Source organism: Staphylococcus sp. HMSC62B09 (assembly GCF_001839115.1).
Taxonomy (GTDB): Bacteria; Bacillota; Bacilli; order Staphylococcales; family Staphylococcaceae; genus Staphylococcus; species Staphylococcus haemolyticus.
Map to the genome: position 1 here is coordinate 93,545 of NZ_KV840169.1, position 12,976 is coordinate 106,520.

The following is a 12,976-nucleotide window of genomic DNA, read 5'->3' on the forward strand; positions in this document are numbered from 1 at the left end:
GGAATAGCATTATACACACTTTTCATCTATTTTTTATAAATTTTTATTTTAATTTCGTAATAATCATCATGTTCTTTATCACGTTGTTCTACACGTATACCAGATTGTTCAATGGCTTGAATGCTTTTTCCAACTTCGTCACGTGCTTGTGTTAAATCTTTAGAGAATTGGAAAGATTGAGCTTTTACTTTTTCTGGTCCAATTTTCTGTTTAACACGTGCCTCTGTTTGTTTAACATTTAATTTTTGGCTAATCACTTGTTCAATTAGCTTTTCTTGATCTTCCTCTTTAAGAGATAAGACAGCACGAGCATGACGCTCAGTAATCTTGCCTTCTCTTAAACGACTAATCACTTTAGGTGTTAATTTCAATAATCGCAATTTATTTGCGATAAAACTTTGACTTTTACCTAAACTTTTAGCTAATTCACTTTGCGTTGTGCCACCAATCTCAAGAAGCTTTTTATAAGCTTCCGCTTCTTCAACAGCAGATAAATTTTCACGTTGAATATTCTCAATTAATGCAACAACTGCTGTTTCTTCATCATTCATATGACGTATAATGACATCTGCTTGAGATTTATGCAGTGACTGTAGTGCTCTAAAACGTCGTTCACCCGCAATAATTTCGTACATATTCTCTTCAATCGGTCTTACAACGATGGGTTGTAATAAACCATGCTCGTCAATAGATTCAGCAAGTTCAGTAATCTTACTTGAGTCAAACACCTGTCTTGGTTGATAACGGTTAGGTACAATACGCTCAATTTGAATGGATTCAACGCTAGAATTGCGATCTTCTTCAATGTATCCAACGATGTCATCTTTATTTTTCAATCCAAATAATTTTGAAAAAGGCTTTTTCATTATCCATTCACTCCTCTTAAAATTAATTTTAACATGTAGGTGCTATTAATTTTCTAGTAAAGGAGATTTATTAGGCGTACCAGGTTTTCTAGGATATTTTTTAGATGTTTGACGACGTTTATCTATAATAATCATTTGTCGTTCACCAGCATCTTCTGGTAAATCAAATGTATAAGAATCACTAAAGACGCCACCTAATATACTAATCCCAAATTGTGCTTCTTCTAATTCTTCTTCTCCTTTAGAAGACTTCAATGCGATGAACTGCCCCCCCTTTTTAACTAAAGGAAGGCACAATTCACTTAACACTGTAAGTCTGGCTACTGCACGTGCTGTAACTACGTCATACGTTTCTCTGTTTACGCCTTTACCGAATGTTTCAGCGCGATCATGTACAAAGCTAACTTGTGTTAAGCCAAGTTCAGCAGCTAGATGATTTAAAAATTGAATACGTTTATTTAAAGAATCTACAATGGTTACTTTCAATTCAGGGTAAACAATCTTCAATGGAATACTTGGAAAACCTGCACCTGCACCAACATCACAGATGGTTAAAGGCTGATTGAAATCATAATAAAAGCTCGGTGTAATTGAATCATAGAAATGTTTCAAATAAACTTCATGTTCATCTGTAATACTTGTGAGATTCATTTTCTCATTCCATTCTACAAGTAAACGATAATATGTTTGAAATTGTTCTTTTTGTTTATCTGACAATTCAATTCCATGTTCACTTAATTCTTTAGCTAGCCATTCTACGCCATTCATTAATTTTTCACCCTTTGCAATTTACCTTGCTCCAAATAAACAAGTAAGATTGAGATGTCTGCTGGGTTAACACCAGAGATTCGTGATGCTTGTGCAATATTCAATGGTTTAACTTCAGCTAATTTTTCACGAGCTTCAGTCGCTAAACTATCCACTTTACTATAATCTAAGTCTTCCGGAATTTTTTTCTCTTCCATGCGTTTAACTTTTTCAACTTGTTGCAATGATTTATTGATATAGCCTTCGTATTTCGTTTGAATTTCAACTTGCTCTTCAACCGCTTCAGGTAATTGATGACTTTCTTCTAGAATTTCTAAGATTGTATTATATGTCATTTCAGGACGTCGTAATAGATCAATTGCTAGAATGCCATCTTTTAGACGTGAACCACCATTTGCCTCAATGACAGATTGTGTGTATTCATTTGGTTTAATACGAATATCAGTTAAACGTTGGATTTCATCTTGAATTTGTTGACGCTTTTCATTAAAACGCGCGTAACGTTCTTCTGAAATCATACCTAATTCATAACCTACATCAGTCAAACGCAAGTCAGCATTATCATGACGTAGTAATAATCTATATTCTGCACGAGATGTTAATAAGCGGTAAGGCTCATTCGTACCTTTTGTAACTAAGTCATCAATTAAAACACCAATATATGCATCTGAACGACTCAAGATTTTTTCTCCGGTACCAAGCACTTTACCTGCAGCATTGATTCCAGCCATAATACCTTGACCAGCCGCTTCCTCATATCCTGAAGTACCATTGATTTGTCCAGCCGTATATAAATTTTTAATCATTTTAGTTTCCAATGTTGGCCATAATTGCGTTGGCACAATCGCATCATATTCAATGGCATAACCCGCACGCATCATGTCTGCCTTTTCAAGACCAGGAATCGTTTCTAACATTTGACGTTGTACGTGTTCTGGTAAGCTTGTTGAAAGTCCTTGAACGTAAACTTCATTTGTATTACGACCTTCAGGCTCTAGGAAAAGTTGATGTCTAGGTTTATCATTAAAACGCACAAATTTATCTTCAATTGATGGACAATAACGAGGACCTGTTCCTTTAATCATACCTGAATACATAGCTGATAAATGTAGATTATCATCGATGACTTTATGTGTACGATCATTGGTATATGTTAACCAACAAGGTAATTGGTCTAGGATATATTCTGTAGTTTCAAAACTAAATGCACGACCTACATCATCACCAGGTTGAATTTCCGTCTTAGAATAGTCTATTGTTTTCGCGTTTACACGTGGAGGTGTACCCGTTTTAAAGCGCACAACTTCAAAACCTAATTCTCTTAAATTATCAGCTAGCGTGATAGATGGAAGTTGATGATTTGGACCACTTGAATATTTCATGTTACCTAAGATTATTTCACCACGTAAGAATGTACCTGTCGTAATAACAACCGCTTGAGCGCGATATTCAGTACCGATATTTGTGCGGACACCTTTTACTTCATTGTCTTCAATAATTAATTCATCCACCATACCTTGTATGATGTCTAAATTATCTTCATCTTCAATGACACGTTTCATTTCTTGTTGATATAACACTTTGTCTGCTTGAGCACGTAACGCACGTACTGCTGGCCCTTTACCAGTATTTAACATACGCATTTGGATATGTGTTTTATCAATCGCTTTAGCCATTTGCCCACCTAATGCGTCAATTTCTCGAACGACAATACCTTTCGCTGGACCACCTACTGATGGGTTACATGGCATGAATGCAATATTATCTAGATTAATTGTTAGCATTAGTGTTTTTGCGCCACGTCTTGCAGATGCCAAACCTGCTTCAATACCTGCATGTCCAGCACCAATGACGATTACATCATATTCTTGAACCACCTAATTGACCTCCTTTAAATTTCCTTTGTCTTTATTTTTATAAATAAGACTTCCTACCGTCTCAGTTTCTTTAATATTTATCATTTCTTAAACGTTACATAGCTATAAGGTATAAACTATTATTTTCCTAAGCAGAATTGACTAAATAGTTGATCAATCAATTCGTCACTAGCAGATTCACCAATAATTTCACCTAATAATTCCCAAGTACGCGTTAAGTCAATTTGAACCATATCCATAGGAATACCTGATTCAGCTGCATCAATCGCATCTTGAATAGCATTTCTAGCTTGCTTTAATAAAGAAATATGTCTTGAATTAGATACATACGTCATATCTTGGTTTTGAACATCGCCACCAAAGAATAAATCTCGTATTTGTAATTCTAGTTGATCAATACCTTCTTGTTTAAGCATAGATGTTTGGATAAGTGGTGTATCACCAATCATTTCTTTTACTTCATTTATATCTAAGTTTTGTTCTAAATCAGTTTTGTTAACAATTACAATGGCATCTTCATTTTTAATAACTTCATATAATGTACGATCTTCTTGTGTTAATGGCTCATTGTTATTTAATACAAATAAGATTAGATCTGCTTCACTTAAGGCTTTGCGTGAACGTTCGACACCAATTTTTTCAACGATATCTTCAGTGTCACGAATACCTGCAGTATCTACCAATCTTAATGGTACACCTCTAACATTGACGTATTCTTCTAAAACGTCACGAGTTGTACCTGCAACTTCAGTTACGATGGCTTTATTATCTTGAATAAGGTTATTTAACATTGACGATTTCCCTACATTTGGTTTACCAACGATAACGGTTGAAAGACCTTCTCTCATAATTTTACCTTGTGTTCCAGTCTCTAATAATAGATTAATTTCGTTTTTAATCTTTTTAGATTGCTCTAATAGGAACTCAGTTGTAGCATCTTCAACATCGTCATATTCTGGATAATCAATGTTCACTTCTACTTGCGCGAGAATTTCTAAAATGGATTGACGTTGTCGCTTAATTAAATCACTTAGTCGCCCTTCGATTTGGTTCATGGCAACTTTAGAAGCACGATCTGTTTTAGAACGAATAAAATCCATAACAGCCTCAGCTTGTGATAAATCGATACGCCCGTTCAAGAATGCACGCTTTGTATATTCCCCTGGCTCTGCCATTCTTGCACCATGCGTCATTGTAAGTTCTAATATTCGATTAATTGTTAAAATACCACCGTGACAATTAATTTCAATAATGTCCTCGCGTGTAAATGTTCTTGGTGCTCTTAGCACAGATATCATAACTTCTTCAACAACTTCATTTGTTTCAGGATCTATGATATGACCATAATTAATCGTATGTGAATCTACGTCTTGTAACTTTTTCTTTCCTTTATATAGCTTATCTCCAATTTCAACGGCTTGTGGTCCAGATAAACGGACAATACCGATTGCTCCTTCACCCATAGGTGTTGAAATACTAGTTATCGTATCAAAATCCATGATTATCCTCGCCTCCTTATTCAAGTAAAATTTCATTATAACATTGTAATTTGTTTCTATAAAAATTGCTAATAAGTTGATTTATCGCTCATAAGGTAAGACTTCGGTTTGTATAACCTCAGACTGACGGACGTCTAAAACTCCCCTACCCTTCTATTTAATCTTTTTATTAAAGACCTTTGCAATTTTTAATACATGTTCTAAGCTACCCTGGATTTCAAGTGTAGTCATATCCTTAGCTGGTTGCCTAGCAATAACGATAATATCACGTGCAATAATATCTTCTTTATGAATTTTGAAATTCTCCCTTATCGCACGTTTAATTCTGTTTCGAGTCACTGCATTGCCTAATTTTTTAGATACACTAATACCTAATCGAAAATGATCTTTATTACTATTATAGGTATAAACAACAAACTGTCTATTTGCTACCGATTTTCCTCTTTTATAAATCGTTTGAAAATCAGTATTCTTTTTTATACGGTAAGCCTTCTCCACGTTCACATCACTCACTTATTTTATTCTTTGCCAACTTAGCTAAAGTTAGTTTTGATATAGCGTATCTCAATTTATACCTATTCAAACGAAAAAAAAGACCACTGAGAAGTCAGTGATCTTATGCTGATAAAACTTTACGGCCTTTACGACGACGACGTGCTAAAACTTTACGGCCATTTTTAGTGCTCATGCGTTTTCTGAAACCATGAACTTTACTATGTTTACGTTTATTTGGTTGATAAGTACGTTTTACCATGCAAAACACCTCCATCTACATATTTATCCAGCTCACTCGCTCTTGTAGTGATCCTGATTATTTTAATAGATAAATTATAATTTCTGATATCAGAATTCTTGTTTTAATTCAATTTTATCTAGTCATAATTCAAGCAACTACTACAATATAACAAATTACTATTTATAAAGCAAGCAGCATTTGCATTAAGATGTTATTTTTTTAACCACTTGTCAACATCCATTTTTAATATTTATACATTTCGCCAAACGTGCGTCTCACACATTTTATTCATTTTAAATTCATCTTTATAAATTATTTCCCAAAGCTGTTGTAGTACATAAACTTAGTTTTTTAAAATTATCCACTTATACACATACGAGATTTAAGTTTCTGTGGATAATATATTCATTATTAACAGATTTATACCAAGTTTAACAACATATTCACACCTATTTGACATCTCTCTAAGTTAAAAAGTATAATTATGTGGATAAGTCGTCTAACTCATTATTTTTAAAGGATTTATTTATTGATTTTATATACGTATTTAGTGTGAACAAATCATAGCATATATAAAGTTATCCACTGAATGTTATTAACTTGTGGATAATTATTAACATGCTGTGATTATTTTTATCCACTTGTCTAAATGTCTGTGTATAAGTCCTAAATTTAAAAGAAGATGGAGTTTATTTTATGTCAGAACAAGAAATTTGGAAAAAAGTATTAGAAGTTGCAGAATCAGAAATATCTAAATCGACATTTAATACTTTTTTGAAAGATACAGAACTCAAAGAAATTCGTGATAATGTTGCAATCATCTTTGTAATTCATGAATTTTACGCAGAATGGTTAAATTCAAACTACAAAGAAGTAATCCAAACAATTATGAAAGATGTTATTGGTTATGAAGTTGAACCCAAATTTTTCACTGCTGAACAATTAGCTGAACTTGATGAGACAAGTCGTAAATCTAACACGCCAAGTGAACCTCAACGTCAAATCATTGAAGATGGTCATGAAGGCATAGATCAATTCAATACTCACAATACATTTGATACTTTCGTCATTGGACCTGGCAATAGATTTCCACATGCAGCAAGTCTTGCAGTTGCTGAAGCACCAGCACAAGCATACAACCCTCTATTTATATATGGTGGCGTTGGTCTTGGTAAGACACATCTTATGCATGCGATCGGTCATCATGTTCTTAGCAATCAACCAAATGCTAAAGTACTATATACTTCAAGTGAAAAATTCACAAATGACTTCATCAAATCAATTCGTAACAATGAACCTGAAGCCTTTAGAGAGAAGTATAGAAACATCGACGTGTTACTGATTGACGACATTCAATTTATTCAGAATAAAGAACAAACGCAAGAAGAGTTCTTCCATACATTTAATGAATTACATCAAAATAAGAAGCAAATTGTCATTTCAAGTGACCGTCCACCTAAAGAAATTGCAAAATTAGAAGACCGTTTACGTTCTCGTTTCGAATGGGGATTAATCGTTGATATTACTCCTCCTGACTATGAAACGCGTATGGCGATTCTTCAGAAAAAAATCGAAGAAGAGAATTTAGAAATTCCTGCTGAAGCTTTAAATTATATTGCTAATCAAATTCAATCAAACATCCGTGAATTAGAAGGCGCACTCACACGTTTGCTTGCCTATTCTAAACTTCAAGGCAGACCTATTACGACTGAATTAGCAGCAGAAGCGCTCAAAGATATTATTCAAGTTCCTAAATCTAAAAAAATTACGATCCAAGATATTCAAAAAGTCGTTGGACATTACTACAACGTTCGCATCGAAGATTTCAGCGCAAAAAAACGTACAAAATCAATTGCTTATCCACGTCAAATTGCGATGTATTTATCAAGAGAACTTACTGATTTTTCATTACCTAAGATTGGTGAAGAATTCGGTGGTCGAGATCATACGACAGTGATTCATGCGCACGAAAAAATCGCTAAAGATATTAAAGCCGATACAATTTTTAAACAAGAAGTTGAAGATTTGGAAAAAGAAATTCGCAATCAATAAAATTAAAGTTGAAAACTGTTATACAACAGATTATGAAATGATAAAGTGGGAAATAAAAAATAGTGACAAGTTATTATGGTATAAGAAACATTGATTAATGATAAATGTCATAAACATTTTATTCGTAATTGTGGATAATGTTCAAAAGTAATACACAACATCAACAGTTTATCCACATGTGTATAACTTTGGCACATAAGGATTTTCTTAACATATCCACTAATCCACAAGCTCTACTACTATTACTATGAATTTAAAACCTATATAATTATATATAAACGACTGGAAGGAGTTTAAATTAATGATGGAATTCACAATTAGAAGAGATTATTTTATTAATCAATTAAATGACACATTAAAAGCCATCTCACCAAGAACAACATTACCAATTTTAACGGGTATCAAAATCGATGCTAAAGATAACGAAGTCATTCTTACTGGTTCAGATTCTGAGATATCTATTGAAATTACAATCCCTAAACAAGTAGATGGTGAGGATATTGTCACTATTTCTGAAACAGGTTCAGTTGTACTTCCTGGTCGTTTCTTCGTAGATATTATTAAAAAACTACCAGGTAAAGATGTTAAATTATCAACAAATGAACAATTTCAAACACTAATTACTTCAGGACATTCTGAATTTAACTTAAGTGGTTTAGATCCTGATCAATATCCATTATTACCTCAAGTATCACGTGATGATGCAATCCAATTATCAGTAAAAGTATTAAAAAATATCATTGCACAAACAAATTTCGCAGTGTCCACCTCAGAAACACGCCCAGTACTTACTGGTGTTAACTGGCTTATACAAGATAATGAATTAATATGCACTGCGACCGATTCACACCGCTTGGCTGTAAGAAAGTTGAAATTAGAAGATGACTCTGAAAATAAAAATGTCATCATTCCAGGCAAAGCTTTATCAGAATTAAATAAAATTATGAGTGATAGCGATGAAGAGATTGATATTTTCTTTGCTTCAAATCAAGTTTTATTTAAAGTTGGAAATGTAAACTTTATTTCTCGCTTATTAGAAGGACATTATCCTGATACAACACGTTTATTCCCTGAGAATTACGAAATTAAATTAGGCTTAGACAACGGTGAATTCTATCACGCAATCGATCGTGCTTCTTTATTGGCACGAGAAGGTGGTAACAACGTTATTAAGTTAAGTACAGGTAATGATGTTGTAGAATTATCATCTACATCACCTGAGATTGGTACCGTAAAAGAAGAAGTTACAGCAACGGATGTAGAGGGTGGCAACTTGAAGATTTCTTTCAACTCTCGTTATATGATGGATGCGCTAAAAGCGATTGATAATGATGAAGTTGAAGTTGAATTCTTTGGTACGATGAAACCATTCATCCTCAAACCAAAAGAAGATGATTCTGTCACACAATTAATTTTACCAATTAGAACGTATTAGTTTTAAAAGCTATTAATTTGGAGTTACGACGAATTCAAAAGGAATTCTGTCTTAACTCCTTTTTTATTTAATTTAAGCTCATTCAGCCTTCAATTTAGACACAAAAGTTATTCACTAGTGGATAAATCTAAATAATATATCATCAAGCTAAAATAGCCCTTAAAATTAAAAATCAGGCTATTCTCTATACAACATCATTTGTAATCTTCAATTTTCTTTAAAAAAGCCGCTTCAAACTGAAAAATATAACTAATTTTCCTACTAAAATTAAATATGTAAAAAGATATTGTGAAGTAAACGGTTTCATATTCTATTTTAAATGAAATTCAAACCTAAAAAAGGTATAATAAATTAATGACACATAAAGAAACGGAGTGATTATTTTGGTTCAAGAAGTAGTAGTTGAGGGCGATATTACGTTAGGCCAATTTCTTAAAACGGAAGGCATTATTGAATCAGGTGGACAAGCTAAATGGTTCTTACAAGATGTTGAAGTTCTAATTAATGGCGAGCGCGAAACACGTCGTGGTAAAAAACTAGCCAACCAAGATCGAATTGATTTCCCAGATATCCCTGAAATTGATTCTGTAATCATTATTCATCAAGGTGAACAATGAAACTTAAAACACTCCAATTAGAAAATTATCGTAACTATGAAGAAGTTACGCTCGAATGTCATCCTGATGTGAATATTCTGATCGGAGAAAATGCACAAGGGAAGACGAATTTGCTTGAATCAATTTACACATTAGCTTTAGCCAAAAGTCATCGTACAACGAATGATAAGGAGCTTATACGGTTTAACTCAGAGTATGCTAAAATAGAGGGTGTACTAAATTATAGACATGGAACGATGCCACTAACGATGTTTATAACTAAAAAAGGTAAACAAGTAAAAGTGAACCACTTAGAACAAAGTCGACTAACTCAGTATGTTGGACATCTTAACGTGGTTCTTTTTGCGCCAGAAGATTTAAATATTGTTAAAGGATCCCCTCAGATACGAAGACGCTTTATTGATATGGAATTAGGTCAGATATCTGCAGTATATTTAAATGATTTGGCTCAATACCAGCGTATCCTCAAACAGAAGAATAATTACTTAAAGCAACTGCAATTGGGCCAGAAGCAAGACACTACAATGTTAGAAGTCTTAAACCAACAATTTGCACAATATGCTTTAAATGTAACGTTGAGACGAGAGCATTTCATCAAAGAATTAGAATCATTGGCTAAACCGATTCATGCAGGTATCACGAATGAGAGAGAAACGTTGTCATTAACTTATTTACCAAGTATTAAACTCAGTGATATGAGCAAAGATGAACAGACGTTATTGGACGAAGTGATTACGCTATTGAATGACAATATTAAGCGAGAAATGGATAGAGGCATCTGTTTATTTGGACCACATAGAGATGATTTAGGCTTTAATGTAAATGATATGGATGCACAAACATATGGATCTCAAGGGCAGCAACGTACGACTGCATTATCCATTAAATTAGCAGAAATAGAGTTAATGAATATTGAAGTTGGAGAATATCCAGTCTTATTATTGGATGATGTGTTAAGCGAATTAGATGATTCTCGACAAACACATCTATTAAGCACGATTCAACATAAAGTACAAACCTTTGTAACAACAACATCTGTAGATGGCATAGATCATGAAATTATGAATAATGCTAAGCTTTATCGAATCAATCAAGGTGAAATTATAAAGTAATAGAAAGTGATGGTGAATACATTGTCAGATGTAAACAACACAGATAACTATGGTGCTGGACAGATACAGGTATTAGAAGGGTTAGAAGCCGTTCGTAAAAGACCTGGTATGTATATAGGGTCAACTTCAGAAAGAGGTTTGCACCACTTAGTATGGGAAATCGTGGATAACAGTATCGACGAGGCACTTGCTGGTTATGCAAATCAAATCGAAGTTATTATTGAAAAAGACAATTGGATTAAAGTAACTGACAATGGTCGAGGCATTCCTGTTGATATTCAAGAAAAAATGGGGCGTCCAGCAGTTGAAGTTATCTTAACTGTACTGCATGCTGGTGGTAAATTTGGCGGTGGCGGTTATAAAGTATCTGGTGGTCTACATGGTGTAGGTTCTTCAGTTGTTAACGCATTGTCTGAAGATTTAGAGGTATACGTTCATCGTAACGATACTATCTATCATCAAGCATATAAAAAAGGTGTACCTCAATTTGATCTTAAAGAAGTAGGTAGCACTGGTAAAACAGGTACAGTCATTCGCTTTAAAGCAGATAGTGAGATATTCACTGAAACAACTGTTTATAACTATGAAACGCTACAAAAGCGTATTAGAGAGCTTGCATTCTTGAACAAAGGTATTTCAATCACTTTAAGAGATGAGCGTGAAGATGTAGAGCAACGCGAAGATACATATCACTATGAAGGCGGTATTAAATCTTACGTTGAACTATTAAACGAAAATAAAGAGCCTATTCATGAAGAACCTATTTATATTCATCAAACTAAAGATGATGTAGAAATAGAAATTGCTATGCAATATAACAGCGGTTATGCAACAAACTTATTATCTTATGCGAATAATATTCATACTTATGAAGGTGGTACGCATGAAGATGGTTTCAAACGTGCCTTAACGCGTATATTAAATAGCTATGGAACACAAAGTAAGATTATTAAAGACGATAAAGAAAGATTGTCTGGTGAAGATACACGTGAAGGTTTAACAGCCGTCGTATCAATTAAACACGGTGATCCTCAATTCGAAGGACAAACTAAAACGAAATTAGGTAACTCTGAAGTACGTCAAATTGTTGATAGATTGTTTGCCGAGCATTTTGAACGTTTCTTATATGAACATCCAAATGTTGCACGCATCGTTGTGGAAAAAGGAATTATGGCATCACGTGCACGTGTCGCAGCAAAGAAAGCACGTGAAGTGACACGTCGTAAATCAGCTTTAGAAATTTCAAGCTTACCAGGTAAACTTGCAGACTGTTCAAGTAAGAAACCTGAAGAAAGTGAAATCTTCCTAGTAGAGGGTGACTCTGCCGGTGGGTCTACAAAAGAAGGTCGTGACTCTAAAACACAAGCTATCTTGCCATTAAGAGGTAAAATCTTAAACGTTGAAAAAGCACGTTTAGACCGTATTCTTAACAATAATGAAATACGTCAAATGATTACAGCCTTTGGTACTGGTATTGGTGGCGAGTTCGATATCTCTAAAGCACGTTATCATAAAATTGTAATCATGACAGATGCTGATGTGGATGGCGCGCATATTAGAACTTTATTACTAACGTTCTTCTATCGTTTCATGAGACCACTAATCGAAGCGGGATATGTGTATATTGCACAACCGCCATTGTATAAATTAGCACAAGGCAAACAAAAATATTATGTATTTAATGATCGTGAACTTGATAAATTGAAATCAGAATTAAGCCCTACACCTAAATGGCAAATATCACGTTATAAAGGTTTAGGAGAAATGAATGCGGATCAATTATGGGAAACGACTATGAATCCTGAAAACCGTATGATGTTACAAGTTAAATTAGAAGATGCGATTGAAGCGGACCAAACATTTGAAATGTTAATGGGTGATGTAGTTGAAAATCGTAGACAATTTATCGAAGACAATGCAGTATATGCGAACCTAGATTTCTAAGTTAACGTCTAGTATTGAAAATCTTGAAGACTGTACAGCATAATGGCTTGCAGACTTGCTATTTTAAGTG

Annotated in this window: 11 protein-coding genes; 5 read left to right on the forward strand and 6 right to left on the reverse strand. The window is 33.9% G+C overall.

What is annotated here, in order from left to right; translation table 11 throughout:
- Positions 1–26 precede the first annotated feature (26 nt).
- From noc to rpmH, 6 genes are all read right to left on the reverse strand, one after another.
- Positions 27–866: a nucleoid occlusion protein gene (noc, locus tag HMPREF3265_RS11460; RefSeq protein ID WP_053026892.1), complete on the reverse strand. Its 840-nt coding sequence runs from the start codon at positions 864–866 to the stop codon at positions 27–29.
- A 45-nt stretch (positions 867–911) separates the two neighbouring features.
- The gene (gene rsmG, locus HMPREF3265_RS11465; RefSeq protein ID WP_037552646.1) at positions 912–1,634 is read right to left on the reverse strand and encodes a 16S rRNA (guanine(527)-N(7))-methyltransferase RsmG; all 723 of its coding nucleotides are present in this window, start codon (positions 1,632–1,634) and stop codon (positions 912–914) included.
- On the reverse strand, positions 1,634–3,511 hold the full coding sequence (mnmG, locus tag HMPREF3265_RS11470; RefSeq protein ID WP_053026891.1) for a tRNA uridine-5-carboxymethylaminomethyl(34) synthesis enzyme MnmG: 1,878 nt from the start codon (positions 3,509–3,511) through the stop codon (positions 1,634–1,636). The genes rsmG and mnmG overlap by 1 nt, the downstream gene beginning before the upstream one ends.
- A gap of 119 nt (positions 3,512–3,630) precedes the next feature.
- Positions 3,631–5,010 carry a tRNA uridine-5-carboxymethylaminomethyl(34) synthesis GTPase MnmE gene (mnmE, locus tag HMPREF3265_RS11475; protein WP_053026890.1) on the reverse strand — a complete coding sequence of 460 codons (1,380 nt, stop codon included), beginning with the start codon at positions 5,008–5,010 and terminating at the stop codon, positions 3,631–3,633.
- A gap of 153 nt (positions 5,011–5,163) precedes the next feature.
- The gene (gene rnpA, locus HMPREF3265_RS11480) at positions 5,164–5,514 is read right to left on the reverse strand and encodes a ribonuclease P protein component (RefSeq protein WP_160380507.1); all 351 of its coding nucleotides are present in this window, start codon (positions 5,512–5,514) and stop codon (positions 5,164–5,166) included.
- Between the two features lie 112 nt (positions 5,515–5,626).
- The gene (gene rpmH, locus HMPREF3265_RS11485) at positions 5,627–5,764 is read right to left on the reverse strand and encodes a 50S ribosomal protein L34 (protein WP_000240855.1); all 138 of its coding nucleotides are present in this window, start codon (positions 5,762–5,764) and stop codon (positions 5,627–5,629) included.
- 678 nt (positions 5,765–6,442) lie between these two features.
- Between rpmH and dnaA the strand changes: the two genes are divergently transcribed.
- The 5 genes from dnaA (at position 6,443) to gyrB (ending at position 12,906) form a co-directional block, all read left to right on the forward strand.
- On the forward strand, positions 6,443–7,798 hold the full coding sequence (dnaA, locus tag HMPREF3265_RS11490) for a chromosomal replication initiator protein DnaA (protein WP_049394873.1): 1,356 nt from the start codon (positions 6,443–6,445) through the stop codon (positions 7,796–7,798).
- A 301-nt stretch (positions 7,799–8,099) separates the two neighbouring features.
- On the forward strand, positions 8,100–9,233 hold the full coding sequence (dnaN, locus tag HMPREF3265_RS11495) for a DNA polymerase III subunit beta (RefSeq protein ID WP_011274360.1): 1,134 nt from the start codon (positions 8,100–8,102) through the stop codon (positions 9,231–9,233).
- A 374-nt stretch (positions 9,234–9,607) separates the two neighbouring features.
- Entirely contained in the window at positions 9,608–9,850 is a 243-nt protein-coding gene (gene yaaA, locus HMPREF3265_RS11500) for a S4 domain-containing protein YaaA (protein ID WP_172458781.1), read from the forward strand.
- Positions 9,847–10,962, forward strand: a complete 1,116-nt coding sequence (recF, locus tag HMPREF3265_RS11505; RefSeq protein ID WP_053026889.1) for a DNA replication/repair protein RecF — start codon at positions 9,847–9,849, stop codon at positions 10,960–10,962. The genes yaaA and recF overlap by 4 nt, the downstream gene beginning before the upstream one ends.
- 9 nt (positions 10,963–10,971) lie before the next feature.
- The gene (gyrB, locus tag HMPREF3265_RS11510; protein ID WP_049394870.1) at positions 10,972–12,906 is read left to right on the forward strand and encodes a DNA topoisomerase (ATP-hydrolyzing) subunit B; all 1,935 of its coding nucleotides are present in this window, start codon (positions 10,972–10,974) and stop codon (positions 12,904–12,906) included.
- Positions 12,907–12,976: the final 70 nt, after the last annotated feature.